Origin of the sequence: Winogradskyella litorisediminis, from assembly GCF_042675765.1 — a bacterium.
Lineage (GTDB): Bacteria > Bacteroidota > Bacteroidia > Flavobacteriales > Flavobacteriaceae > Winogradskyella > Winogradskyella litorisediminis.
This window is the reverse complement of record NZ_JBHTJL010000009.1, coordinates 1,187,617-1,213,139: the sequence shown is the minus strand read 5'-3', so window position 1 is coordinate 1,213,139 and position 25,523 is coordinate 1,187,617. Positions and strand designations below refer to the sequence as shown.

Genomic DNA, 25,523 nt, shown 5'->3' with positions numbered 1-25,523 from the left:
CATCGTTTTCGTATTAATTTTAAGAATTAACGGTTTTTTCAACATTAACAATGCTGTAATTTCTTATTTTTGGACTTACTAATTTTACAAAAAAACCAATGAGTCATTCAATAAAACCTGGCGTAGCTACAGGATACGAAGTTCAAGAAATTTTTAAACTTGCTAAAGAAAAAGGGTTTGCTTTGCCTGCCGTAAATGTAATCGGTTCTAACACTATTAATGGTGTTTTAGAAACCGCAAAGGCATTAAACTCTCCTGTAATCATTCAATTTTCTAACGGTGGCGCACAGTTTAATGCTGGTAAAGGCTTAAGTAATGAGGATCAAAAAGCAGCTATCGCAGGTAGTATCACGGGTGCAAAACATGTTCACTTAATGGCAGAAGCTTATGGTGTACCTGTAATTTTACATACAGACCATTGCGCAAAAAAATTATTACCATGGATTGATGGTTTACTAGATGCCAGTGAAGCACATTTTGCCGAAACAGGAAAATCACTTTACAGTTCTCATATGATAGATTTAAGTGAAGAACCTCTTGAAGAAAATATTGAAATCTGTAAAAAATATTTGGAGCGCATGAGCAAAATGAACATGACGCTAGAGATAGAATTAGGAATTACTGGCGGTGAAGAAGATGGCGTTGACAATAGTGACGTGGATGAATCTAAATTATATACACAGCCAGAAGAGGTTGCATACGCATATGAAGAGTTGAGTAAAGTGAGTGACCAATTTACTATTGCTGCGGCATTTGGTAACGTTCATGGCGTTTACAAACCAGGTAATGTAAAATTGACACCAAAAATTTTAAAAAACTCACAAGAGCATATCTCAGAAAAATACAATAAACCACATAATTATATTGATTTTGTATTTCATGGTGGTTCTGGTTCTACACTCGAAGAAATTAGAGAAGCTATTGGTTACGGTGTTATAAAAATGAATATCGATACCGATATGCAATATGCATTTATGTCTGGTGTGAGAGATTATATGGGTGAAAAAGAAGCCTATTTAAAAACACAAATTGGAAGTCCTGACGGACCAGATTCTCCAAACAAAAAATATTACGACCCACGTGTTTGGTTACGCAAAGGTGAGGTATCTTTTGTAGAGCGTTTAAAGAAAGCGTTCGAAGATTTAAATAATGTAGATACTTTATAAACTAGAAGTAATTATTCTAAAATATAAAATCCTGTTTCGCAATACGTTGAAATAGGATTTTTTAATTTACAAGCTTCAACATCAGCATTATAAATCAAATGTTGAACAGTTATTATAAAATGCCTAATTTTGTATGCTGAAATTATTTTGAGACTAACTAATTATTACTTTAGAGTCAATCTAAAATCATAAACTTGCCCTAAGAGTAATCGAAGGATTAAAAACCGTAATATAAATATGGCTTGGTTTAAAAGAAAAGATAAAGGTATTCAGACCTCAACTGAAGAAAAAAAAGACACCCCTAAAGGTCTTTGGTACAAATCACCAACAGGAAAGATTGTAGAAACTAAAGAACTTGCTAAAAATTATTACGTAAGTCCAGAAGATGGATACCACGTAAGGATTGGTAGTAAAGAATATTTTGAAATATTATTTGACGACAACAAATTCAAAGAATTAGATGCAGGTCTTACCTCAAAAGACCCATTAAAATTTGAAGACACTAAAAAATATCCAGACCGATTAAAAGCGGCGCAAGAAAAAACAAAATTAAAAGATGCTGTACGTACAGCCGTAGGAAAATCTAAAGGCAAAGACCTTGTTATTGCTTGTATGGATTTCTCTTTTATTGGCGGTTCAATGGGAAGTGTTGTAGGCGAAAAAATTACACGTGCCGCAGATTACGCTTTAAAGAAAAAAATACCTTTTATGATGATTAGCAAATCTGGTGGTGCACGTATGATGGAAGCAGCTTTATCGCTTATGCAATTAGCCAAAACCTCAGCAAAATTGGCACAATTAGCAGATGCTGGTATTCCTTATATTTCACTATGTACCGACCCAACAACTGGTGGTACAACTGCATCATTTGCCATGCTAGGAGACATAAATATTTCTGAACCTGGTGCCTTAATTGGTTTTGCTGGTCCACGTGTTGTTAGAGATACTACTGGTAAAGAATTACCAGAAGGCTTCCAAACTTCAGAATTTTTATTAGAACACGGTTTCTTAGATTTTATTACACACCGAAAAGACCTGAAAAACAAAGTGAATCTGTATATAGATTTGGTACAGAATCAGCCTTTGAGAGCATAAAAAAAGCGAGCCAGTTGGCTCGCTTTTTTTATTTAAACTCAACTTTAATAAAACTAATTCAACGTAATTAGTATTTGTGTACCATTGTTAAAGGTGAAACTCGCTTGGTTGTCGCAATCGCCATCACCATAGTTGAATGTACCTCCAAAATTAGTGCGTTGCACGTCAATGGTTCCACTTACAAAATACGTGCAAACCACTTCGCGACGTAACGGTATTAAAACTTCGTAGGTATGTGAATTTCCGTTTACAAAAGTTGTTGTCCAGTTACCTGTCACTTCAAAAACGTTATCGCTAAATACGCCGCTTCCTGCACCTTCTACCCATTCTCTTACTTTCAAACCTGAGCGTGAAGCTTCAGCACCGTTTGGCCAAATAACGGTTAGATCTAAAGTATGTGTAAACTGCGGATTTCCATTTGCATTTTCGAGTTCTCTTAAAATGGTTCTGTTACCCAACACGTTTTTATTGTCGAAGTAAAAATCAACCAAATCGTACGTCACTAAAATTTGCTGAGCTTCAGGATTTCTGGTATACGTAAATTCTATTTGTCCTTTCAGCACATGTCCTCGTACAAGACAACCTTCGTTTCCAAAGTCTATTGTAACCGTTCTAAAGTTTTGTTGTGCTACAACATTAATAGTAACACAATCCGGTAAATTTGGTGGTTGTACACGTCCATTTGGATTGGCTTCATCAAATTGAAATACTTCAATAACAATATCTTCAACAGAAGCACTTGCGGCATCAACTTCGGCAGAGCGTGCCAACTCTAAAGTATCTTGAGCAGTTGGTTGACTAGAATCTATAGCTTCTGCATTATCAGTACAAGATTGAAATGCAAATGCCAGACATACTATTGCCAAAATTCGTTTTAAAATTTTTTTGTAAGTTTTCATAATTAAAAATTTAAATTAATTGTGTTTATTAATGAGATGTGTAAACTTCTGCGCACAAAGTTTTAACTTCCTAACTTGGTTAATTTCCATTAACATATTTTTAAGACAAGATATATTTAAAAAGGTTTAAAACGGTTTATCGAAAAGTTGAAATATTTGATTTATAGACTTGTGTATTCTTAATTTTTCATATATTTGCCGCCTGAAAGAACGACTTTCAGAATACATAACAATCATTTACATAAATATTAGCATGTACATTACAAAAGAAAAGAAGGCTGAAATCTTCGCAAAGCACGGTAAAAGTGCAAACGACACTGGTTCTGCAGAAGGACAAATTGCATTATTTACTGCACGCATAAACCACTTAACGGAACACTTAAAAAATAATCGTAAGGATTATAACACTGAGCGTTCGTTAGTAAAATTAGTAGGTAAGCGTCGTGCTTTACTAGACTATTTAACTAAGAAAGATATCTTAAGATATCGTGCGATAGTTAAAGAATTAGGATTAAGAAAGTAATCTAAATAAAGAGACCACGCCTAACAGCGTGGTTTTTTGTTTATATAAAAGACTTCGGTAATTGAGTTCCATATTGAATGCAGTCGAAATACGGAGTCGAAATAAACGCAACCGAAAGCGTATAACATTCGGGTTGAAGAAGCTCTTATAGTTTTTCATTGGTCACAACAACAACTACACACAACAACACAACGACCATTGTTTAACTGACGATGCTCTGACTTTTAATTAGATTTAATCGTAGAGCGTAGTCGAAATGAAAAATTTATGATTCCAAAGACTTACAAAGAGGTCATTGACCTTGGTGACGGTAGAGAAATTTCTATTGAAACCGGAAAACTAGCAAAACAAGCGCATGGTAGCGTTGTTGTGCAATCAGGAAAATGCATGTTGTTATGTACAGTAGTTTCTAACTATCACCAAAACGATGTAGATTTCTTACCATTAACCGTTGATTATCGCGAAAAATTTGCTGCGGCTGGACGTTATCCAGGCGGTTTTTTCAAAAGAGAAGCAAGACCAAGTGATGGTGAAGTATTAACAATGCGTCTTGTAGACCGTGTTTTACGTCCATTATTTCCAAAAGATTACCATAGTGAAACTCAGGTAATGATTCAGCTAATGTCTCATGACGATGACGTTATGCCAGATGCTATGGCAGGTTTAGCGGCTTCTGCTGCAATTCAATTATCAGACTTTCCGTTTGATTGCCCAATTTCTGAAGCAAGAGTTGGTCGTATAAATGGCGAATTTGTTATTAATCCAACGCGTGCTCAATTATTAGAATCTGATATAGATATGATGATTGGGGCATCTGCGGATTCTGTAATGATGGTTGAGGGCGAAATGGATGAAATTTCTGAAGAAGAAATGGCAGACGCAATTAAGTTTGCGCACGAGCATATTAAAGAACAATGTGCTGCACAAGTACGTTTAGCCGAGGCTGTTGGCAAAAAGGAAGTTCGTGAATACGAGCCAGAACGCGAAGACGAAGATTTAGCTAAAAAAATACACGATATGGTTTACGATAAAACGTATGCCATTGCAAAAGCAGGTTCTGCAAAACACGAACGAGGTGCTGCTTTTTCAGAAATAAAAGAAGCAGTTTTTAATTCATTTTCTGAAGAAGACCAAGCAGATTTAGGGAAACTGATTCATAAATACGTGGCGAAAGCTCAAAAAACTGCTATTAGAGATTTAACTCTTAATGAAGGCTTACGCCTCGATGGTCGTAAAACTGATGAGGTAAGACCAATTTGGTGCGAGATAGATTACTTACCATCAACACACGGTTCTGCCATCTTTACTAGAGGTGAAACTCAAGCATTGGCGACTGTAACTTTAGGTACATCTCGCGAAGCAAATCAAATAGATATGCCGTCTTTTGAAGGAGAAGAGCGTTTTTACTTACACTACAATTTTCCACCGTTTTCAACAGGTGAAGCTAGACCAATCCGTGGAACTTCTCGTCGTGAGGTAGGTCACGGTAATTTAGCACAACGTGCTTTAAAAGGTATGGTTCCTGAGGATTGTCCATATACAGTAAGAGTAGTTTCTGAAGTACTAGAATCTAACGGTTCGTCTTCAATGGCAACAGTATGTTCTGGTACAATGGCGTTGATGGATGCTGGTGTACAGCTTAAAAAACCAGTTTCTGGTATTGCTATGGGATTAATTTCTGAAGGCGAAAAATATGCTGTTTTATCTGACATCTTAGGAGATGAAGATCACCTTGGAGATATGGACTTTAAAGTTACTGGTACTGCAGACGGTATTACTGCTTGCCAAATGGACATTAAAGTAAAAGGATTAAGCTATGAGATTTTAGTAAATGCATTAAAGCAAGCTCGCGAAGGTCGTTTACACATCTTAGAAAAATTAACCGATACTATTGCTGAGCCAAAACCAGAAGTAAAAGATCACGCACCTACAATGGTGACACGCCGCATACCTAATGAGTTTATTGGTGCATTAATTGGTCCTGGAGGAAAAGTAATTCAAGAATTACAGAAAGAAACAGATACAACTATTGTTATCAATGAAGACCCAGTTACAGAAGAAGGTATTGTTGAAGTACTTGGCGTTGGAAGTAAAGGTATTGATGCTGTAATGGCAAAGATTGACTCATTATTATTTAAACCCGAAGTTGGTAGCATCTACGAAGTAAAAGTTATTAAAATGTTAGATTTTGGTGCTGTTGTAGAATATACAGAAGCTCCAGGAAACGAGGTTTTACTTCACGTTTCTGAATTGGCTTGGGAACGTACAGAAAATGTATCGGATGTTGTAAACATGGGTGATGTATTTGATGTAAAATATTTTGGTATAGACAAACGTACACGCAAAGAAAAAGTGTCTCGTAAGGCAATTTTACCAAAACCAGAAGGTTATGTTGAGCGCCCAAAAAGAGATAACGACCGTGGCGGACGTGACAACCGAAGTAGAGATAACCGTGGACGCGATAATCGTAATAGAGACAATCGTAGAGACGATAGAACACCAAGAGAAGATAAAAAAGAAGATTAATTCTTTTTTAACTTTATAATTGAAAGCCCAACAGTGATGTTGGGCTTTTTTATATCATAAAATATTATCGTGTTAGCTATTAAAGTAAAACAAGTATTAAAGCCTCAAAGATTTTTTAAAATCTAAACTTCCCAATGATAACAAGCCTTTGCTTTTAAGACTATTTAACACGAATTTGCAATTGTCCTTTAGTTTTAGTATATTATTAACTATGATTAAGCAAGATAAAGACAATTACAAAAAGGAATTAAAAGACTCAATTAGCTATTTAGAAAATTTAGGTTACGACAATATTAAAGCAGATATTGAGGGTTACGAAAGCCCGAAATCTTACTTTAAAAAAAGTAGCGGTGTTGAGGTAACACCAGATATTGTTGCAGAAAAACATGGTAGAAAACATATTTTTGATTTGAGTTTAAAAACTGTAAAACCAAGATTATTAAAATCTAAATGGTTATTTCTAAATACACTTAGCCAATTAAAATCGTATAGATTTAGGCTTATAACCAAGCGTGGTCACTACTCTTTTTCTGATAAAACATTAGATGCTATCCATCTCGATAATGTTAAAATTATAAAGCTGTAAAAAAAGATTTACAATTTTGTAACAAAATGATTTGTTTGTGCGTATAACTATTGCGCAACACAATGTGGCGTAATTAATTGTAGAAAAATTAAATGAGACAGCTCAAAATTACCAAGCAGGTTACTAACAGGGAAACCGCTTCATTAGACAAATACCTACAGGAAATTGGTAAGGTAGACCTTATCACAGCAGACGAAGAAGTAGAATTAGCACAGCGCATTAAAGCTGGAGATCAAATTGCTTTAGAAAAGCTAACTAAAGCTAATTTACGTTTCGTAGTATCTGTTGCAAAACAGTACCAAAATCAAGGTTTAACTTTACCAGATTTAATTAATGAAGGTAACTTAGGCCTAATTAAAGCAGCCCAACGTTTTGATGAAACGCGTGGTTTTAAATTTATATCTTACGCCGTTTGGTGGATTAGACAATCTATTTTACAAGCATTAGCAGAGCAATCACGTATTGTACGCTTGCCGCTTAATAAAATTGGTTCTATTAATAAAATAAATAAGACATTTGCATTTTTAGAGCAAAGCCATGAGCGTCCGCCATCTGCAGAAGAAATAGCTAAAGAATTAGACATGACTATCAACGATGTTAAGGAGTCAATGAAAAACTCTGGTCGTCACGTATCCATGGATGCGCCTTTAGTAGAAGGTGAAGATTCTAATCTTTACGATGTTTTACGAAGTGGAGAATCACCTAATCCTGATAGAGATTTATTACATGAATCTTTACGTACAGAGATAGAGCGTGCTCTTGAAACATTGACACCGCGTGAGGCAGATGTTATTCGTTTATACTTTGGTTTAGGTAATCAACACCCAATGACTTTAGAAGAAATTGGCGAAACATTTGATTTAACACGTGAGCGTGTAAGACAAATTAAAGAAAAAGCAATTAGAAGGTTGAAACATACTTCACGAAGTAAAATATTAAAGACTTATTTAGGATAGTATTTGCGTTATTTTATTTTTCAAATTTTATTTGTTAGATTACAAGACGATATACGACTAAATTACGGTAACAACAGTTACAAAACATAACTGTTCGTTTTTTGATTGATGAAAGAACCTCCGGCTGATTACCGGAGGTTCACTTTTTATATAACTTTAGTTTTATAAAATATCGTTCTTTTAGTTACTTTTGCACAAACTACAACTCAACAAAAATGGCTTCGAACTTAATAGCGCCTTCAATGCTAGCTTCCGATTTTGGAAATTTACAACGTGATACAGAAATGGTTAATAACAGTGATGCCGATTGGTTTCATATTGATGTCATGGACGGACATTTTGTACCAAACATTTCGTACGGAATGCCAGTAATCGCTGCTATAAAAAAGCACGCAACCAAACCATTAGACGTACATTTAATGATTGAAAAGCCTGAGCGATATATTGAGGAATTTGCAAAAGTTGGTGCAGATATTATTACCGTACATCATGAAAGTACTGTACACTTACACCGAACGCTCCGTCAAATAAAAGCTGCTGGTTGTAAAGCCGGCATTGTTTTAAATTTAACGACACCTATCTCAGTTTTAGAAGACATTTTACCAGAATGTTATATGGTATTACTCATGTCTATAAACCCTGGTTTTGGAGGACAAAAATTTGAGGATATTACTTACAATCGTGTTAAGAAATTGCGTAAAATGATTGACGAGCAAGGTTTAGATACGTTAATAGAAATTGATGGCGGCGTAACTGACCAAAACATTAAAAAACTTGCTGATGCTGGAGCGAATGTTTTTGTAGCGGGAAGTCATGTTTTTAAAAGTGATAATCAACCCGAAACGATTTCTAATTTGAAGCGTTTAGCTAACTCTTAGATATTAATCTATTACCAAAGTTCTCGACTGCGCTCGAACAGACAAAGGTTTACTTTATCATTAATTTATTTATAATCACCTCAGCAATACGCTCAGCCGTATTTCCATCCCAAAATGGAATAGATTGTGTTTGTTTCCATTGACCTTTAAAGAGTCTATCTAAATAAGATTTAAGATTTTTAGGATTTGTGCCTACCAACTCGTTTGTACCCAAATAAATAGTTTCTGGACGTTCGGTATTATTTCTTAATGTCAGACAAGGCACATTCATTATAGATGCTTCTTCTGTTATTCCTCCAGAATCAGTTATTACAGCTTTGGCATGATGTACTAAATAATTAAATTCTAAATAGCTTAAAGGTTCTATAATGTGAAGTCTTTCGTTTTCAATATTTAGGTTTAACAGTATTTTTCTTGTTCTTGGATGTGCTGGAAATATAATCGGAACTTCTCTAGTTTCTTTAATAATTTCAATCAGCATAGCCTTTAAATCTCTTTCAGCATCAACATTTGCTGGTCTGTGCATGGTTAAAACGATATAGCTTTTCGGTTTAAGCTTCAAATTATCCCAAACTTCTGGACTTTTAAATTGTGATTTATTTTTTAGCAAAGTGTCAATCATTGTATTTCCTACAAGAAATAATTGACTTTCTTTTTTCCCTTCTGTTAACAAGTTTTCATTTGCTAATTGAGAGGTTGTAAAAAAGTAATCTGCAATGCTATCGGTAACTATTCTATTTACTTCTTCTGGCATCGTCATGTCTCCTGATCGTATTCCACCTTCAACATGAGCTACTTTAACATTTAGTTTCTTTGCAACTAAAGTACATGCCAACGTCGATGTTACATCGCCAACTACCAAAACTAAATTTGGCTTATGGTTTAAAAGCTCTTTTTCAAAAGCTAACATAATATTTGCTGCTTGCTCGGCTTGTGTACCACCAGCGCAACCTAAATTGGCATGTGGTTTTGGGATATTTAATTGTTCAAAAAAACTACCCGACATATTTTTATCATAATGCTGTCCTGTATGTACCAATCTAAAATCAAGTGATTTACCAGAAGAAATAGCGCTTTGCAAAACATGAATAATCGGTGCAATTTTCATAAAATTTGGTCTAGCACCAGTGATTATTGTTATATTATACATTGACAGTTTGGTCTTGCTTTGATAGTTTTTCAAATTTACACTTTTAAATGTGTCATAAAAAAAAACCAGAAGATTTCTCTCCTGGTTCGTTTGGTGAATATTGAAGTTAAAAATAAATCCCCCAATCAATAATACTCAAATATTGCACCTACTTATAAGCAATCGGATTATATTTTAAAAAGAGCAAATAACTCCAGATTCTCTAATATTTAAAATGCTGCCATCGCTACAGGATGTAAATCTCGTTTCGGTTTTTCCAGTAGGATGCACGACAGTAATAATAATGGCAAAACATTTTGAAGCACAATCGGATTTTGTCTCTCTAATGTTAGCCTCACTTACATGTAATACACCTTCACTATTTGGGTCACTTAATAAGGCTTGGACTTTTTTGGTGACATCGTAACCTGCAATAACGTCGGATTGTGATGCGTCACATGAATATATAGCGGAATGTACTTTGTATCTGTAAGACATAGTGTATGTTTTATTTGATACGAATGTAAAATATTGTTGAAAGCAGTATGATTTAAAATCCATAAGACTGGAATTTTAAGTCTTAAAACAGGATTTTTTTGGTATTACATATTGTGAAAAGTTTGTAAGAAGATTTCAACTTTTATTTTAAAGTTTTAAAATGCTGAATAATATCTCTATAGTTTTCACTTATCTCTGCTTTGTAAGCATTAGAAAGAAGCAAAATTAAAATTAAGCATCGTCTTTATAGAATCATACAAAACAGGAAATTTAGACTTAAATTCTTCTGGTGTTTCTATAAAACACTCCAGTAATACCGCAAAAAACTCAAATTCATTAGTATAAGCATATGTGCGAAAGTATTTTGTTGCAATGAGTTGCTGTCGCTTACTTTCATTAGATTTTAAGTAAGATTTAAGTTCCTTAAAGCCGTCCATAAATATTTGAGAACTGATATCACTGCTTTTAAAACTACTTAAATGTATGGCGTGTCCTATTTCGTGAATACCTAAATTTAAATTATCATTTTCTATATCATAACCCTTTTTAAAGTCGGCCCAAGAAAAAGCAATAATACCCAATCTTGGATTTACCTCACCTTTATGCAATTGTTTATTTTGCTCAGAAAAAAAGGCTTCAGGATAAATTAAAATTGAGTGAAATTTGGGCAGTAGGTAGTGTCTAAAACCAAAAGTTAGCATTATAGCTGTTGCCGAAATTAGAACTATCATTTCATCTGTAACTTCAAAAGATTGGCGACCATGAAACGTTTTGCTTTTAATAAATCTTTTAAGTCGATGTCTAAAAATTAGCTTTTGCTTTCTATTTAATTTTTGATAAAAAGAAAATTGACCTTCCAAAATTGATTTTTGAGATTTTGAAACATCAGTTAAAAATAAATGAGAATTAATATAAAAAGGCTTCTTTTTAATTTCAGCATAGGTTTGCTCAATGTACTTGTAGCTGTAATATAGAAACACAACTACTATAAAAACAATGGTTAAAATGATAAGAACTGAATTAACTTCTTGGTTCTCGATTTGGGCAATGATCATCTGATAAATATATAAACTTTGGCTGAATGTTACGATTTCGCCAAATAGGTATTTTCTTTTAAAGTATAACAAAAAGAATTCGGTAGCACTTATTATAAAAAAGCTAGTGAAGAAAAGATACCTTATAAATAGAGAGAATTAATCTTTTAAACAACCTCATAAATAGGATTCGCTAACGCACATTTCAAAACTCCGCTTTATACATAGAAAAAGCCTAACAGAAATATTGAGTAAACTCGATTTCTATTAGGCTTTTTCCTATTTATTTGTAACCGCGAAGGGACAAAGTTCAAACTTTTTGAAGGAAGATATAAACCTAATTATCTCACAATCAAAAAGTTTTAAACAAAGCTCTATATTCTGATTTTCTAGTATTGTCACGTTCTATTTCAAACGTGATCTAGTCTTAAAAACAATAATTTCTTATTCAGATGAAACCTAATGCAAATCATCTTACCTTCATATTAGGGCCATTATTCCTCGAAATAAGTCAAAATATTTTCAACTTTATGAAGATTTTCCTGCTTACCAATCTCTAAAGTTTGCTTTCCATAATCGCTTCTAAAATGGTGCTTTTTCAAAAATTCTAAATTCAGTTGATGCCATTCTAAATCGCTTACTTGATTATTGCAAAACACCTCCCATTCTCTTCGTAACAATAACTTTCTGTAAAAGAAATGAGGCGTACTTATATGGAATATATCAGCATCGCAGAGAATTTGGGATAATCTATCTGTAGGACTTTGAGGCATTTTAGTAGCATCTATGCAATTACATACTTCATCAATGAAACTTTCATTTGCATTCTGTTCTTTCAAAAATGCTGTAGCTATCAATTTACTTTGGGCTTCGTGACCGTTATAAGCTTTTAAAAATCCTGTGTCGTGAAACCAAGCTGCAATAATTAACAAATCTGTTTCTACTGAATCGATATCCATTGCTGCACATAAATATTTTACATTTTGAACAACTTCTTTGGTATGCTCAAGATTGTGAAAAGGCAGCTCTTTTATCTTAGTACCAGATAATATTTCAACACAGTATTTTTCTACTTTTTCTATCATAATTAAATCAATTTTGTATCAAATTGAGAACTAGTCAATACTGTTATTCTATTGCCAGCGTTCCCCAAAAAAGTGATTCTTAAAATCGTTGCGAGTAACCAACCACTGAGAAATGTGTAATGTTTCTGTTGATTATTCATCTGCAACTAGATTAAATGCACCACTGGTTAATACTTTGTCTGTAGTAGTAAGTTTATCTAAAGAAACTAAAGCGGTATTTCCTTCGTGAGAGCTTCCCAGCTTTACTTCAACTGCTTTAAAGAAATATCCGTCGGCAGTCAACTCGTCTAAGATTAATACTATATAAGACTCTTCAAATGCCACGATAGCTGTTTCTGGTAACGCTTTCGCGAAAGCGGAATCAGTAACAATAGCTGCCTCCACAAACATTCCTACCAAGAAATTCACGTCAGACTCTTTTTCTATATGTCCGTGTACTTTAATCGTTCTATTTTCCTCGATGGCAGTTCCTATTAAATGAACATTTGCTCTATAGGTCTCCGTAGATGATTCTGGAATTTTAAAATTAATAAGTTGTCCTTTTTTAAGTTTCAAAATATCCTTTTCAAAAACAGATAATTCTAAATGAATGTGGTCATTATCTATAATCTCTAAAATTGCTGTAGCTGGCGAAACGTAAGTTCCTCTAGACACGTTTACCTTAGTGATACTTCCCGTGATAGGTGCATAAATTATTACTACTGAACTAATATTCCCTGCTTCAACTCTAGAAGGCGAAATATTGAGTAATTGCAATTGCTTACGCAATCCATTATGACGTGCCACTGCGGTTTTATAAGCACTTTCAGTTTGAAGAAAGCTTTTTTGGGAGGTAATATTTTCGGCTCTCATTGTTTTTTGGCGGTCAAATTCTGACTTTAAATATGTAAGTTGTTCAGTAACTTCCATATATTCTTGCTGGAGGCTTACAAATTCTGGATTTTCTATGGTCACCAGTGCTTGTCCCTTGCGTACTTTATCTCCTATTAATAAGGGTGTGGTTTTAATATAACCGCCCATTGTAGCGTTAACAACTGCTCTGTTTTCTGGCGGAACGTCAATCATCCCACTTGTTTTTACGGTTACAGGAAATGATTTTTCTTCAATACTGCCTAGTGTCATTTTGCTACGCTCAAATTGTGCTTTTGATACAAAAATTCTATCATCTGCTGTTTCGTTTTGTGCTTCTACTATTTCGTTATTAGCCTCTCTATTGTTACAGCTGTATAGTGCGAGTATCACACTTATCATTGCTATTTTATATAGTACTCGTTGCATAGTGCTTTTTTTATAGGGTTAAGTAATTGATTTCAATTACGATGATGTTGTATTCGTTTAGCTTGTTTAGATATTCTAGTTTAACCTCGTAAGCGCTTTCAATACTCTGGATATATTGATAAAAATCGATTTCTCCATTTCTGAAACTTCCATTGGCTGTTTTCAGGATTTCATCAGATAACATTGCTCCTTCTTCCTCGAAATAAACAAGAGCCTTGCTCAACTGAATCAACTGTATGTTAAGTGCATTAAATTTTGCTTCAAGTTGAATTTTATACTCATTAGATTCTTCAGTTGCGACTTCTTCTGCAATACCAGCAGCTTTTATTCTGGATGATTGACCACCAAATAACAGCGGAATCTTCACGCCAATTTGATAGCCATACAGGCTATTGTTCAGACCTGAATTAGTGCCTTGAAAATAATTGAGACTGATATCTGGTAAGAGTTGCTGTTTCTCAAAATTGCGCTGTGCCTGCAATAATGAAATTCGATTTTGATAATAACCTAACTCTGGACTTGAACTTACTTCAAGTTTTTCAAGTGGCAGTTTAAGAAAAGACTCCTTTGCGATGATTAAAGTGTCTTGAGGTTGCACCACTTTAACTAAGTCGCCATAGGCTATAGCTACACTTTGTTGCGCTTCCTGATATTTAAGATTGATTTGCTTCTGTTTTGATGCAGCAGTTATCTTTTCTAAATAATTGGTTTCTCCCAGTTCAAAACGTCTCGCAGCAATACTTGCAAAGTTTGAATACAAGCTGTCTAAAGTTTTTAGGACACGCTGTTTTTCTTGAGCTATCTGGTAATTATAATAGGCATTTGTTACGTTACGTTTTATTGCTTTCGCCTTAATTTCATAACTACTCGTGACAACATTTACATTGGCCTGATTCAATTTCTTTTCTGAAAAGTAAACCGTTGGAAAACGAAAATCTTGTTGAATCCCGAAAACTCGTATAGGTTGTTCATTTATGGCAAGATTATTTTCATCAAACTCATAGTACACCTGCGTTTTATCAAAACTAAAAGCACTATTTACTAGCGCATTAGATTGGTTAATTTTTAAACGATTACCAGTAAGACCTGCATTATTTTCAATAGCTAACGGAATCAAAGCATCAAGATTCATTGGGCTTTCTTGAGCCTTTGCACTTATTGAAACTAAAAGAATTATGATAGTTAGACTAGCAATGCTCTTGCCACTAGAGATTTTTTTTCCTTTCTTAAGGTTATTGAAATAGGCATATAAAACTGGCAATACGATTAAGGTTAATAGTGTTGCAGTAATTAAACCACCTATAACGACTGTGGCAAGTGGGCGCTGTACTTCTGCGCCAGCATTAGTTGAAATTGCCATTGGTAAAAAACCTAATGCTGCTGCCATTGCAGTAAGAAGAACTGCTCGCAGCCTATCTTTTGTTCCTTGTTTGATAAGTTCATTAATATCATCAAATTGACCTTCTTTTTTAAGTTCCTTGAAATGCTCTATAAGTACAATACCATTCAATACAGCAATACCAAACAAGGCAATAAAACCTACACCCGCCGAGATACTAAAAGGCAAGTCCCGCATCCATAATAACAAAACTCCTCCAACTGCCGCAAGCGGAATTGCAGAGTAAATCATCAAGGCTTCTTTTACAGATTTAAAAGCAAAGTAGAGCATAATAAAAATCAACAGTAGCGCAATAGGCACTGCTACCATTAGGCGTGCTTTTGCACTTTGTAAGTTTTCAAATTGACCGCCATAGGTTATCGTATAGCCCACAGGTAATTTTATATTCTCATTAATCAATTGCTGTACATCGTCTACCACAGATTGTAAATCTCGGTTACGCACATTCACACCTACCACAATCCTGCGACGCGTATCGTCACGTGAGATTTTTGCAGCTCCTTTTTGATACGTAATATCGGCCAGTTCACTTAGAGGAATTTTACCACCATTAGGTATATCAATAAACAGACGCTTGAGATTATTAATATCTTGGCGCTTATCTTTATCTAATCGTACCACAAGGTCAAAACGTTTTTCGCCTTCAAATACGCTACCTGCACTTTTCCCTGCAAAACCCATCGACACCATATCATTCACATCTTGAATGTTGAGACCATAACGAGCAATCTTCATTCTATTGAATTTGATATTCATTTCAGGTAGACCAGCGACCTTCTCTACAGAGATATCTGCAGCTCCATCAACGTTTTCAATAAGGGCACCTATCTCACTTCCTTTTTTAGCTAGGATGTCAAGGTCATCTCCAAAAATTTTAATCGCAATATCTGCACGCACACCAGTAATCAACTCATTAAAGCGCATCTCGATAGGTTGGGTAAATTCTACTTCCATACCAGGAATAATAGCCAGCGCTTCTTTAAACTTGTCTGCAAGCTCGTCTTTAGAGTTTGCAGAAGTCCATTCGCTTTTTGGTTTTAAAACAATAATGACGTCACTTTCTTCCATAGACATAGGGTCTGTAGGGACTTCGGCAGCACCTATACGTGTAACCACTTGCTTAACTTCTGGAAATTCACTAAGCAGTATCTTTTCGATTTCGGTTGTTATCTCTACAGTGTTACTCAAGGAGGTTCCTGTTTTTAGAACTGGTTGTATCACAAAATCCCCTTCGTCTAGAGTTGGAACGAATTCACCACCCATTGTGCTATAGAGATAAATAGATGAGGCTAATAAAAGTCCTGCAATAATGAGAACTAACCTTTTGCTCATCAACGCCCAATGAATCACGGGTGCGTATATTTTGTTGAGCCACTTCATTAACCGCACAGATATATTTTTATCAGATGGTTTAGATGGCTTTAGAAATAATGATGCAGCAACTGGTACGTAGGTAAAACATAATATCATTGCGCCAATTAATGCAAAACTAAATGTCAAAGCCATAGGCTTAAACATCTTGCCTTCCACACCTGACAATGATAAAATTGGGATGAATACTATTAGGATGATGAGTTGTCCAAAAACTGCAGAGTTCATCATTTTTGATGCTCCTGTAAATGTGATTTTATCTTTAAATGATTGTTGTTCCGCTTTCGCGAAAGCGTTAATCTCATCTGCCTTTTGCGTTATCTGAAAGGCTATGAACTCGACGATAATTACTGCACCATCAATAATAATCCCGAAGTCGATAGCACCAAGGCTCATCAAATTTGCATCTACGCCAAAAATGTACATCAACGATAAAGCAAATAGTAAACACAAAGGAATAACAGAGGCAACAACGAGTCCAGAACGGAAGTTCCCTAAAAGCAATACCACTACAAAAATGACAATCAAGCAACCTAATATCAAGTTTTCTGAAACAGTAAAGGTAGTTTTGGCGATAAGTTCACTACGGTCAAGAAATGCATTGATATATACGCCTTCAGGTAATGATTTTGAAATCTGCTCAACACGTTCTTTTACGGCATCAATTACTTTTTTTGAGTTTGCATCTTTAAGCATCATTACTTGACCGAGTACTTTCTCACCTTCACCATTTCCTGTAATTGCTCCAAAACGTGTAGCGCTTCCAAAACCAACGGTCGCAACATCCTTTATATAAATAGGTAGATTATTTTCATTCTTAACAACGATATTATTTATATCCTCAAAAGATGAAATTAGACCTTCGCCACGAATAAAGAACGCTTGATTTACCTTCTCGATGTAACCGCCTCCTGAAATACTATTATTTGTTTCTAAAGCAGTAAAAACTTCATTTGCCGTGATATTCATTGCATTAAGTTTCTCGGTATCAATAGCGACTTCGTATTGTTTTAAGAAACCGCCCCAAGTATTAACTTCTACCACACCAGGAATACCGGAAAGTTGGCGCTTTACTACCCAATCTTGAATAGTTCTTAAATCTTCGGCGTTGTATTTGTCCTTAAACTCTGGCTTAACGTCAAGAATGTATTGGTAAATCTCTCCTAAACCTGTGGTGATAGGACCCATTTCTGGTGTCCCAAAACCTTCAGGAATTTTCTCAGAAGCTGATTTGATTTTTTCGGCAATGAGCTGTCTTGGTAAAAATGTGCCCATATCATCTTCAAAGACAATAGTAACAACAGATAAACCAAATTTTGAAATAGAACGAATCTCTACCACGCCAGGTAAATTTGCCATTTCTAACTCTACAGGATAGGTGATAAATTGCTCCATATCTTGCGTAGATAGATTACGCGAGGTAGTAATAACTTGTACCTGATTATTAGTAACATCTGGTACGGCACCTATGGGGATTTGTGATAAAGAATACAGCCCAAATCCTATGATAAAGGTTGTAAATAAAAGAACGATGAACTTGTTCTTTATGCTGAAATTAATAATATGTGAAAGCATCTTGTCATAAAATAATAAACGTTAAAGCCTCAATTCGCAATAATGAATGAGGACAAATATGTTGTACAATTACTTTATGCTTGCCTAGGTGGCTGGAATAAACCTTCAAGATGAAGTGATGATGAAGGTTCTTTATAATAAAAATTATGAGTTCTAAATTCAGAAAATTCTGGTGTTTTAAATTCGTCTTTTTTAGAATCTAATACGCAAGCGGTTATAGAGGAAATATGAGTTTGATGCTGAAACGGCAACTGTTCGTGGTCTTCTTTTTCTTCTTGGTGTTCTTTATTATGTTCTGCCTTTAGTTCTCCATAATGTTTGGAAATAAACACAAAAACGTTGTCTCCATACTGTTCACTATGAAATTGTGCGTGCTCGATAAATTCATCGATTTGAGTTAAATCAGCAAGTCCTATCCCGAAACTCTGAATAAGGATTACAAAAGATAATGATATGGAGAATAATCTACTCATCGTAACAAATATACAATTCTTTAAGGTTCTCAATGTAACCTATGTTACACTATCTTCTTTTAGCTTAAAAAGTCTATTGTGTAACCTAAGTTACTGAGAACATTTTTTATTTCAATTAATTTTACATAAAAATTAAAGCACGATGAAAGGAACCAAACTTTATAGCATTCTAAATATGAAATGCCCTCAGTGCCAAAAGGGTGATTTTTTTGTCGCACATCCATACAAATTATCTACGATGGGTGAAGTAAAAAAGCGGTGCGCAAAGTGTAATCAAAAGTTTGAATTAGAAACAGGCTTTTATCAAGGGTCTTATTATGTTTCTTATGGATTAGGAGTGGCATTATTTGTTGCTGTTGTAGTATTAAACTACATCTTCAGAGAAACGATAACACCTACTTCGCTTATGGTCTCATTTGTCTTAGCATTAATTGTTTTACTGCCTTTACTGTATACATTATCTAAAATTATATGGGCGACGATGTTTATCAAATATGATAAAAATGCAATTACGAATTATCAAATAACTTTAGAAGATGATACAAGAATTAAAAACTAGCTATGGCCATCTTTTTGAAGATGCCTTAATAAATGAAATATTACAAGTAGGTACGTTTAAGGAAGTTCCTGAAGGATATCAAATGATGGATATCGGTTCTTATATAAAAGGGATGCCATTACTTGTTTCTGGAGCTATAAAAGTTTTGAGAGAGGATAAAAATGGGGACGAGTTACTACTTTATTATTTGGAAAAAGGAGAGACCTGTTCTATGACAATGACTTGTTGTATGGGGCAAACCAAAAGTGAGATAAGGGCAATAGCTGAGACAGATGCAAAGTTGATAATGATTCCTATTCGAAAAATGGAAGAATGGACTTCTAAATATAAATCTTGGAGAAACTTCGTTTTTGAAAGTTACCATAATCGTTTGAACGAAATGTTACATACAATGGACAGTATCGCATTTGACAATATGGATGAGCGACTATTAAATTACCTAAAAGATAAAGTTAGAGTTAATAACTCTAGTACACTAAAAAATACACATCAAGAAATAGCATATGAACTTCATAGTTCAAGAGTAGTAATATCAAGATTGCTCAAAAAACTTGAAAATATTGGAAAAATAAAACTACATCGCAACTATGTCGAAATTATCAATTTAGATTAGCTGTGTAACCTAGGTTACCTCTAGTTGTGCTTAGTAAGCATATTTTTGACCCAATAAACAAATCATAACAATGGGATTATTAGAAATTTTAGGATATGCAAGTGCCTTAGTAATAGGTGTTTCTTTAGGACTTATTGGTGGTGGAGGCTCAATACTAGCCGTACCAGTATTAGCCTATTTATTCTCAGTTAATGAAAAAGTTGCAACGGCATATTCTTTATTTATTGTTGGAGCAAGTGCCCTAGTTGGCGGGATTAAACAACACCTTAAAGGTTATGTCGATTGGAGAACAGCAATTGTTTTTGGATTACCTGCTATAGTTGGTGTAACAGTAGTAAGGTCTTATGTTGTTCCGGCCTTACCGGACGTCCTATTCAATTTAGGAGAATTTGAGTTCACCCGTAGAATGGGAATGTTTGGTCTATTTGCTGTACTTATGATACCAGCAGCGTTTTCAATGCTCAAAGAGCGTAAAGAAAAGAAGCAAAAGGGAGATGGGACAGTTAAATATAATTATCCATTAATTTTAATTGAAGGACTTGCTGTAGGTGGTATTACAGGAATGATAGGTGCAGGTGGAGGCTTTTTAATTATACCAGCGCTTGTAATACTTGCAAATGTAGAAATGAAAGTTGCGGTAGGTACTTCTCTAATAATAATTGCTTTTAAATCATTAATGGGTTTCTTCTTAGGTGATGCCCTGACGATGGATATAGATTGGCTTTTCCTATCTGTGTTCACTGGGATATCATTTGTAGGTATTTTTATAGGTAGTTACTTAAGTAACTTTATAGATGGTAACAAACTTAAAAAAGGATTTGGGTATTTTATTTTTGTGATGGCCATATTTATTTTCTATATGGAATTCTTTATAGAACAATAATATTACCTTAATTAATATTAAAAAATGACCTTCTATCTGAGGGTCATTTTTTTTTGAAAATATTCATATTTATGACAATTGTCATCTTCTATTAAAAAACTTCTCTTGTGTAACCTAAGTAACTGGAATAATTTGAGTTACCATTTACTTTTATACTGTTTAACAATTAAATCTAATCAAATGAAAGTAGAACAAATTTATACAGGATGTATAGCTCACGCAGCTTATTATATTGAAAGCAATGGTGTAGCTGCCGTATTTGATCCATTGAGAGAAGTACAACCATACATTGACCGTGCTCAAATAGACAATGCTGAAATTAAGTATGTATTTGAAACACATTTTCACGCAGACTTTGTTAGTGGTCATTTAGACTTACGTAAAAAAGCAGGAGCAGAAATTGTATTTGGTCCAGGAGCAAAACCAGCCTATGAAGCTACAACTGCTAAGGATGGACAAGTATTTGAAGTAGGTGAATACAAAGTAAAAGTAATCCATACACCAGGTCATACAATGGAAAGTACGACCTATCTTCTTATTGATGAGGACGGTAAGGAACACGGAATCATTACAGGAGACACCTTATTTATTGGAGATGTTGGACGGCCTGACTTAGCGCAGCACGTAGTTTCTGACCTAACTGAAGAAAAACTTGCAGGTCATCTTTACGATTCCCTTAGAAACAAGATAATGCCTTTAAGCGATGATTTAATCGTATATCCTAACCACGGTGCAGGTTCCGCTTGTGGAAAAATGATGAGTAAGGAAACGACAGACACCCTAGGAAATCAAAAAAAATATAATTATGCGCTTCAAGATATGTCCAAAGAAGAGTTTATCAAAGCGCTCTTAACCGGACTCACGGCACCTCCAGGATACTTTCCACAAAATGTGTTGATGAATATCAAGGGTTACGAAAGTCTGGATACCATTATGGATAGAGCTACAAAAGCCTTGAGCCCAGATGAGTTTGAAGTAATTGCAAACGAAACAGGAGCACTAATGCTCGATACTCGCGATGCTGATGATTTTGCCAAAGGATTTATTCCCAATAGTGTTAACATTGGGCTTGACGGTAATTTTGCACAATGGGTTGGTGAGATGATTCCAGATGTAAAACAACAAATTCTTTTAATTACTGAAGTAGGTAAAGAAGAAGAGGCAATTACTAGGCTATCCCGAGTGGGTTATGATTACACTGTAGGATACTTAAAAGATGGATTTGCATCTTGGCAAAACAGTGGAAAGGATATTGAAACTGTAAATCGTATAACGCCATCGCAATTTGAAAGTGAATATAAGAAAGACAAACCTTTGGTAATTGATGTACGCAAAAACAGTGAGTTTCAATCAGAACACGTCATTGATGCTACAAACGTACCCTTAAACGAAATCAATCAGCATTTGGCACAATTCCCTAAAGACAAACCTTTTATTCTTCATTGTGCAGGAGGCTATAGAAGTATGATTGCTGCTTCCATTCTTAAACAACGAGGTTGGGACAATTTTGTAGATGTTATAGGAGGTTTTAAAGAAATTGCTGAAACCACAGTTCCTAAATCAGAATATGTTTGCCCTACGACACTACTATAACAAACACTTTACTTTTCTAAACTCCTGCTTTCTAAATAAAGACAGGAGTTTTTTTTGGTAAATTTAACTATATGTAACTTAGGTTACTGTAATCATTCTAAACTCTAATTAGTTTTACATCATAAAATTTAAAATAAACAAGATGAACGTTGAACAAATCTATACGGGTTGCCTTGCACAAGGTGCCTATTACATCGAGAGTAATGGTGAAGTTGCCATTATTGATCCGTTGAGAGAGGTGAAACCCTATTTAAATAGAGCCAAACTCGACGACGCAAAAATCAAATATATTTTTGAAACGCACTTCCACGCAGATTTCGTAAGTGGTCACGTAACCTTAGCAAAAGAGACTGGAGCGCCTATAGTTTTTGGTCCTAATGCAAATCCTTCGTTTGACGCTGTAATTGCAAAAGATGGTCAAGAATTTAAGTTAGGTGATGTAACTATTGTTGCTCTACATACACCTGGTCATACAATGGAAAGTACTACTTATTTATTAAGAGATAAAGACGGAAAAGACCACGCCATTTTTAGCGGAGATACTTTATTCCTTGGAGACGTAGGAAGACCAGATTTAGCTCAGAAAATGGGTGTCTTAACAGAAAAAGACTTAGCTGGATTCTTATATGATAGCTTACGCGAAAAAATAATGCCTTTAGCTGATGATGTCATCGTATATCCGGCACACGGAGCGGGTTCTGCTTGCGGAAAGAATATGATGAAAGAGACTGTGGACACTTTAGGAAATCAAAAGCAGATGAACTATGCTCTACGTGCAGATATGACGAAAGAAGAATTCATTGCAGAGGTGATTGATGGTTTATTACCGCCACCACAATATTTTCCTGCAAACGTAAAACTTAACAAAGAAGGATACGACGATATAGATGAAATTCTAAAAAGAGGGACTCAAGAGTTATCTCCAGAAGCATTCGAAGCAGCAGCAAATGAAACTGGTGCAGTAATTCTTGATGTACGTCATCAAGATGATTTTGCTAAGGGACATATCCCAAGATCTATATTTATAGGTTTAGATGGTAGCTTTGCTCCTTGGGTGGGTGCTTTAATTGCAGATGTTAAGCAACCTTTACTATTAGTTACAGAACCAGGACGGGAAGAAGAAACTATAACTAGACTTTCAAGAGTTGGTTTTGATAACACTCTAGGATATTTAAAAGGTGGTTTTGAAGCTTGGAAAAAAGCAGCTATGGAATACGATGTTGTAAGTTCTATAACTGCCGAAACATTTAAAAAAGAATTAGAAGAAGGAAATCAAGCTGTATTCGATGTTCGTAAAGAGAGTGAATATTTATCTGAGCACGTTTTAGATGCAAATAATACACCATTAGACTTCTTAAATGATCACTTAGCTGAGTTTCCAGAAGAACCATTCTTTGTGCATTGTGCAGGAGGCTATAGAAGTATGATTGCGTCTTCTATTTTAAAGAGTCGTGGAATTCATAATCTAATAGACGTACAAGGTGGCTTTAAAGCTATTCAGGAAGCAGGCGTACCTGTTTCAGAATTTGTTTGTCCTTCAACTCTTTAAAAATTACCGTATGAAAAATGTAAATCAAAGAGAATGGCAAGAACTTATTGCTAATGATTCTAACGCTGTTATTCTAGATGTTCGCACTCCAAGAGAGTGTGCAGAAGGAATTATTGATAAAGCAATTATGATTGATTTCTTAGATGCACCTACTTTCAAATCAGAAATTGAAAAATTAGATAAAAGTAAAAATTACTACGTCTATTGTAGAAGCGGAAATCGAAGTGGTCAAGCTTGTCAATTATTAGATGGATTAGGTATTAATAATACTTTTAATCTTACTGGTGGTATGCTTGCTTGGACTGGAAAAACAGTGATTCCTGCATAATAATATTTATTCCATAGCATAATTACTATGGTCTTATTGGTTGGTTAGTAGAAGAAAGAGGTAGTCGTTATGACTGCCTCTTTTTTTACTTTTAATTATCTATTTGTAACCTGAGTTACGTATAGACTTAGGATTTGGCGTTAACTTTGATAGAAAAATTAATGAAATCCATATTAATAATTATGTCATTTTTCTCTTTTCTATTTGGATCCAACACACAACAAAACGATACTATTACGATTCTTGACAAACCGTCATTTAAAATGGCTATCAATTCAAAAAAAGTTCAACTAGTTGATGTTAGAACACCCAACGAATTTAATGCTGGTCACATTAAAAACGCAAAAAACATTGACTTCTTTAACCAATCAAATTTTATAAAAGAATTTAACAAGCTCAACAAAGAAGAACCTATATATCTGTATTGTCGTTCCGGTAATAGAAGTCAAAAAGCTGCTCGAAAATTGGATAGCCTAGGATTTAAAAAAATCTTTGACTTAAAGGGCGGTTATATGAACTGGAACTAATCTTGAAAATAATAAATTATGACAATAGCAAGTGGTTTTATATGGCATAGCTTTTTAAAACAAGATCCTAATGCAGTCGTATTATATGTTAGGTCTCAGGAAGAAAATGAAGGCAATTTAAGGTTTGGAGCAATAGAAGCTCCATTATTAGATGAGATAGAATTCAGTCATTATCTACATCATCTTGATAAAACAAAGCACTATTATATTTACAGCAAAACAGGCATTAAAGGTGAATTGGCTTGTCGATTAATGGAAGAAGCTGGTTTTAATGAAACTATGAATCTAGACGGTGGTCTAGTAAATTATAAAGTTTAGGAAGCTAGAGTAAGTAATGAAAAAAGGAGCCATTAATTTGGCTCCTTTTTTTTGGCTTGTGTAACCTAGGTTACTGCACACGTTAGGCTTTCACAATAACTTGCTCATATAAATTGAAAGATATGAGAACATCTATAATAGTGCAAAACTTAAAATGTGGTGGTTGTGCAAATACAATTACTACAAAATTATCTCAACTGGAGAATGTAACAAATGTAGCGGTCAATACAGAATCATCTACGGTTTCATTTGTTGCTTCAAATTCTGAAGTTGCGTTAACGGTAAAGGAAAAACTAAAAACACTAGGGTATCCTTCTATTGAAGATGCAAATGGAGTGCTTTCTAAAGCAAAGTCTTTTGTAAGCTGTGCTACAGGAAAAATGAAATAATGGAGAGTCTAATTCTCTCGCTGACAGACAAACTTGCTATAGACAGAACCAAGCTTGCTAATGAAAGGACTTTTCTGGCCTATTTCAGAACATTCATTGTTTTCTTAAGTTCAGGTTTTGCTATAATCAAACTAGATATGTTGGTTGAAATAAGATGGATAGGCATTATGCTTATAATCATAGCTCCTATTCTATTCTTAATTGGTTTAATCAGGTTTTTATATGTCAAGAGAAGTATTACAAAACACTACAGCTCTTAACTTATAACTATAAACAGTACCTCGCAAAATTCT

At 34.6% G+C, this 25,523-nt stretch carries 25 protein-coding genes; 17 read left to right on the top strand and 8 right to left on the bottom strand.

All coding sequences use genetic code 11. From position 1 onward, the window contains the following. Positions 1-98 precede the first annotated feature (98 nt). Positions 99-1,166: a class II fructose-bisphosphate aldolase gene (gene fbaA, locus ACFQ1Q_RS07765; protein WP_386129628.1), complete on the top strand. Its 1,068-nt coding sequence runs from the start codon at positions 99-101 to the stop codon at positions 1,164-1,166. Between the two features lie 237 nt (positions 1,167-1,403). Beyond that, entirely contained in the window at positions 1,404-2,261 is an 858-nt protein-coding gene (gene accD / locus ACFQ1Q_RS07760; protein WP_386129626.1) for an acetyl-CoA carboxylase, carboxyltransferase subunit beta, read from the top strand. Positions 2,262-2,314: 53 nt separating this feature from the next. Here accD and ACFQ1Q_RS07755 read toward each other — a convergent pair whose 3' ends face one another. Beyond that, positions 2,315-3,160: a hypothetical protein gene (locus tag ACFQ1Q_RS07755; protein WP_386129624.1), complete on the bottom strand. Its 846-nt coding sequence runs from the start codon at positions 3,158-3,160 to the stop codon at positions 2,315-2,317. Between the two features lie 253 nt (positions 3,161-3,413). Here ACFQ1Q_RS07755 and rpsO point away from each other — a divergent pair, with 253 nt between their 5' ends. From rpsO to rpe, 5 genes are all read left to right on the top strand, one after another. Beyond that, the gene (gene rpsO, locus ACFQ1Q_RS07750; RefSeq protein ID WP_132704442.1) at positions 3,414-3,683 is read left to right on the top strand and encodes a 30S ribosomal protein S15; all 270 of its coding nucleotides are present in this window, start codon (positions 3,414-3,416) and stop codon (positions 3,681-3,683) included. A 267-nt stretch (positions 3,684-3,950) separates the two neighbouring features. Next, positions 3,951-6,209, top strand: coding sequence for a polyribonucleotide nucleotidyltransferase (locus ACFQ1Q_RS07745; protein WP_386129622.1), 2,259 nt, complete (start codon positions 3,951-3,953; stop codon positions 6,207-6,209). Positions 6,210-6,420: 211 nt separating this feature from the next. Next, the gene (locus ACFQ1Q_RS07740) at positions 6,421-6,795 is read left to right on the top strand and encodes a hypothetical protein (RefSeq protein WP_386129620.1); all 375 of its coding nucleotides are present in this window, start codon (positions 6,421-6,423) and stop codon (positions 6,793-6,795) included. A gap of 92 nt (positions 6,796-6,887) precedes the next feature. Continuing rightward, complete coding sequence (locus tag ACFQ1Q_RS07735; protein ID WP_008270568.1) at positions 6,888-7,751, top strand: sigma-70 family RNA polymerase sigma factor; 864 nt, start codon at positions 6,888-6,890, stop codon at positions 7,749-7,751. Between the two features lie 215 nt (positions 7,752-7,966). Next, positions 7,967-8,629 (top strand): ribulose-phosphate 3-epimerase, encoded by a 663-nt coding sequence (gene rpe, locus ACFQ1Q_RS07730; RefSeq protein WP_386129618.1) that lies wholly within the window; start codon positions 7,967-7,969, stop codon positions 8,627-8,629. Positions 8,630-8,678: 49 nt separating this feature from the next. On the opposite strand, the gene wecB is transcribed toward rpe, so the two are convergent. The 7 genes from wecB to ACFQ1Q_RS07695 form a co-directional block, all read right to left on the bottom strand. Further along, positions 8,679-9,779, bottom strand: a complete 1,101-nt coding sequence (gene wecB, locus ACFQ1Q_RS07725) for a non-hydrolyzing UDP-N-acetylglucosamine 2-epimerase (protein WP_386129616.1) — start codon at positions 9,777-9,779, stop codon at positions 8,679-8,681. Between the two features lie 174 nt (positions 9,780-9,953). Beyond that, positions 9,954-10,256 (bottom strand): hypothetical protein, encoded by a 303-nt coding sequence (locus ACFQ1Q_RS07720; RefSeq protein WP_386129614.1) that lies wholly within the window; start codon positions 10,254-10,256, stop codon positions 9,954-9,956. Between the two features lie 209 nt (positions 10,257-10,465). Continuing rightward, the gene (locus ACFQ1Q_RS07715; protein ID WP_386129612.1) at positions 10,466-11,311 is read right to left on the bottom strand and encodes a zinc-dependent peptidase; all 846 of its coding nucleotides are present in this window, start codon (positions 11,309-11,311) and stop codon (positions 10,466-10,468) included. 473 nt (positions 11,312-11,784) lie between these two features. Beyond that, a complete protein-coding gene (locus tag ACFQ1Q_RS07710; RefSeq protein ID WP_386129610.1) occupies positions 11,785-12,375 on the bottom strand; it encodes an HD domain-containing protein in 591 nt (196 codons plus the stop codon). A gap of 132 nt (positions 12,376-12,507) precedes the next feature. Continuing rightward, complete coding sequence (locus tag ACFQ1Q_RS07705) at positions 12,508-13,653, bottom strand: efflux RND transporter periplasmic adaptor subunit (protein WP_386129608.1); 1,146 nt, start codon at positions 13,651-13,653, stop codon at positions 12,508-12,510. Positions 13,654-13,663: 10 nt separating this feature from the next. After that, positions 13,664-17,998, bottom strand: a complete 4,335-nt coding sequence (locus ACFQ1Q_RS07700) for a CusA/CzcA family heavy metal efflux RND transporter (RefSeq protein WP_386129606.1) — start codon at positions 17,996-17,998, stop codon at positions 13,664-13,666. Positions 17,999-18,072: 74 nt separating this feature from the next. Continuing rightward, on the bottom strand, positions 18,073-18,471 hold the full coding sequence (locus ACFQ1Q_RS07695) for a hypothetical protein (protein WP_386129604.1): 399 nt from the start codon (positions 18,469-18,471) through the stop codon (positions 18,073-18,075). Positions 18,472-18,613: 142 nt separating this feature from the next. Here ACFQ1Q_RS07695 and ACFQ1Q_RS07690 point away from each other — a divergent pair, with 142 nt between their 5' ends. The 10 genes from ACFQ1Q_RS07690 (at position 18,614) to ACFQ1Q_RS07645 (ending at position 25,490) form a co-directional block, all read left to right on the top strand. Continuing rightward, entirely contained in the window at positions 18,614-19,030 is a 417-nt protein-coding gene (locus ACFQ1Q_RS07690) for a DUF983 domain-containing protein (protein ID WP_386129602.1), read from the top strand. Next, on the top strand, positions 19,008-19,643 hold the full coding sequence (locus ACFQ1Q_RS07685) for a Crp/Fnr family transcriptional regulator (RefSeq protein ID WP_386129601.1): 636 nt from the start codon (positions 19,008-19,010) through the stop codon (positions 19,641-19,643). The genes ACFQ1Q_RS07690 and ACFQ1Q_RS07685 overlap by 23 nt, the downstream gene beginning before the upstream one ends. A gap of 70 nt (positions 19,644-19,713) precedes the next feature. After that, entirely contained in the window at positions 19,714-20,526 is an 813-nt protein-coding gene (locus ACFQ1Q_RS07680; RefSeq protein WP_386129599.1) for a sulfite exporter TauE/SafE family protein, read from the top strand. 180 nt (positions 20,527-20,706) lie between these two features. After that, positions 20,707-22,119, top strand: coding sequence for an MBL fold metallo-hydrolase (locus ACFQ1Q_RS07675; protein WP_386129597.1), 1,413 nt, complete (start codon positions 20,707-20,709; stop codon positions 22,117-22,119). A gap of 142 nt (positions 22,120-22,261) precedes the next feature. After that, on the top strand, positions 22,262-23,668 hold the full coding sequence (locus tag ACFQ1Q_RS07670; protein WP_386129595.1) for an MBL fold metallo-hydrolase: 1,407 nt from the start codon (positions 22,262-22,264) through the stop codon (positions 23,666-23,668). A 10-nt stretch (positions 23,669-23,678) separates the two neighbouring features. Then, on the top strand, positions 23,679-23,996 hold the full coding sequence (locus tag ACFQ1Q_RS07665) for a rhodanese-like domain-containing protein (protein ID WP_386130201.1): 318 nt from the start codon (positions 23,679-23,681) through the stop codon (positions 23,994-23,996). Positions 23,997-24,157: 161 nt separating this feature from the next. Further along, the gene (locus ACFQ1Q_RS07660) at positions 24,158-24,523 is read left to right on the top strand and encodes a rhodanese-like domain-containing protein (RefSeq protein WP_386129593.1); all 366 of its coding nucleotides are present in this window, start codon (positions 24,158-24,160) and stop codon (positions 24,521-24,523) included. An 18-nt stretch (positions 24,524-24,541) separates the two neighbouring features. Beyond that, positions 24,542-24,841, top strand: coding sequence for a rhodanese-like domain-containing protein (locus ACFQ1Q_RS07655; RefSeq protein ID WP_386129591.1), 300 nt, complete (start codon positions 24,542-24,544; stop codon positions 24,839-24,841). 122 nt (positions 24,842-24,963) lie between these two features. Beyond that, a complete protein-coding gene (locus ACFQ1Q_RS07650) occupies positions 24,964-25,230 on the top strand; it encodes a heavy-metal-associated domain-containing protein (protein ID WP_386129589.1) in 267 nt (88 codons plus the stop codon). Then, positions 25,230-25,490, top strand: coding sequence for a DUF202 domain-containing protein (locus tag ACFQ1Q_RS07645; RefSeq protein WP_386129587.1), 261 nt, complete (start codon positions 25,230-25,232; stop codon positions 25,488-25,490). Before ACFQ1Q_RS07650 ends, ACFQ1Q_RS07645 begins: the two co-directional genes overlap by 1 nt. The last annotated feature ends 33 nt before the right edge of the window (positions 25,491-25,523 follow it).

Coding starts and splice junctions, on each gene's coding strand:
- ACFQ1Q_RS07655 (WP_386129591.1), top strand. CDS start 24,542: ATGACAATAGCAAGTGGTTTTATATGGCATAGCTTTTTAAAACAAGAT.
- ACFQ1Q_RS07675 (WP_386129597.1), top strand. CDS start 20,707: ATGAAAGTAGAACAAATTTATACAGGATGTATAGCTCACGCAGCTTAT.
- ACFQ1Q_RS07690 (WP_386129602.1), top strand. CDS start 18,614: ATGAAAGGAACCAAACTTTATAGCATTCTAAATATGAAATGCCCTCAG.
- ACFQ1Q_RS07700 (WP_386129606.1), bottom strand. CDS start 17,998: ATGCTTTCACATATTATTAATTTCAGCATAAAGAACAAGTTCATCGTT.
- ACFQ1Q_RS07695 (WP_386129604.1), bottom strand. CDS start 18,471: ATGAGTAGATTATTCTCCATATCATTATCTTTTGTAATCCTTATTCAG.
- rpe (WP_386129618.1), top strand. CDS start 7,967: ATGGCTTCGAACTTAATAGCGCCTTCAATGCTAGCTTCCGATTTTGGA.
- ACFQ1Q_RS07645 (WP_386129587.1), top strand. CDS start 25,230: ATGGAGAGTCTAATTCTCTCGCTGACAGACAAACTTGCTATAGACAGA.
- accD (WP_386129626.1), top strand. CDS start 1,404: ATGGCTTGGTTTAAAAGAAAAGATAAAGGTATTCAGACCTCAACTGAA.
- ACFQ1Q_RS07665 (WP_386130201.1), top strand. CDS start 23,679: ATGAAAAATGTAAATCAAAGAGAATGGCAAGAACTTATTGCTAATGAT.
- ACFQ1Q_RS07740 (WP_386129620.1), top strand. CDS start 6,421: ATGATTAAGCAAGATAAAGACAATTACAAAAAGGAATTAAAAGACTCA.
- ACFQ1Q_RS07650 (WP_386129589.1), top strand. CDS start 24,964: ATGAGAACATCTATAATAGTGCAAAACTTAAAATGTGGTGGTTGTGCA.
- fbaA (WP_386129628.1), top strand. CDS start 99: ATGAGTCATTCAATAAAACCTGGCGTAGCTACAGGATACGAAGTTCAA.
- ACFQ1Q_RS07745 (WP_386129622.1), top strand. CDS start 3,951: ATGATTCCAAAGACTTACAAAGAGGTCATTGACCTTGGTGACGGTAGA.
- wecB (WP_386129616.1), bottom strand. CDS start 9,779: ATGTATAATATAACAATAATCACTGGTGCTAGACCAAATTTTATGAAA.
- ACFQ1Q_RS07660 (WP_386129593.1), top strand. CDS start 24,158: ATGAAATCCATATTAATAATTATGTCATTTTTCTCTTTTCTATTTGGA.
- ACFQ1Q_RS07685 (WP_386129601.1), top strand. CDS start 19,008: ATGATACAAGAATTAAAAACTAGCTATGGCCATCTTTTTGAAGATGCC.
- rpsO (WP_132704442.1), top strand. CDS start 3,414: ATGTACATTACAAAAGAAAAGAAGGCTGAAATCTTCGCAAAGCACGGT.
- ACFQ1Q_RS07710 (WP_386129610.1), bottom strand. CDS start 12,375: ATGATAGAAAAAGTAGAAAAATACTGTGTTGAAATATTATCTGGTACT.
- ACFQ1Q_RS07705 (WP_386129608.1), bottom strand. CDS start 13,653: ATGCAACGAGTACTATATAAAATAGCAATGATAAGTGTGATACTCGCA.
- ACFQ1Q_RS07735 (WP_008270568.1), top strand. CDS start 6,888: ATGAGACAGCTCAAAATTACCAAGCAGGTTACTAACAGGGAAACCGCT.
- ACFQ1Q_RS07670 (WP_386129595.1), top strand. CDS start 22,262: ATGAACGTTGAACAAATCTATACGGGTTGCCTTGCACAAGGTGCCTAT.
- ACFQ1Q_RS07755 (WP_386129624.1), bottom strand. CDS start 3,160: ATGAAAACTTACAAAAAAATTTTAAAACGAATTTTGGCAATAGTATGT.
- ACFQ1Q_RS07715 (WP_386129612.1), bottom strand. CDS start 11,311: ATGATCATTGCCCAAATCGAGAACCAAGAAGTTAATTCAGTTCTTATC.
- ACFQ1Q_RS07680 (WP_386129599.1), top strand. CDS start 19,714: ATGGGATTATTAGAAATTTTAGGATATGCAAGTGCCTTAGTAATAGGT.
- ACFQ1Q_RS07720 (WP_386129614.1), bottom strand. CDS start 10,256: ATGTCTTACAGATACAAAGTACATTCCGCTATATATTCATGTGACGCA.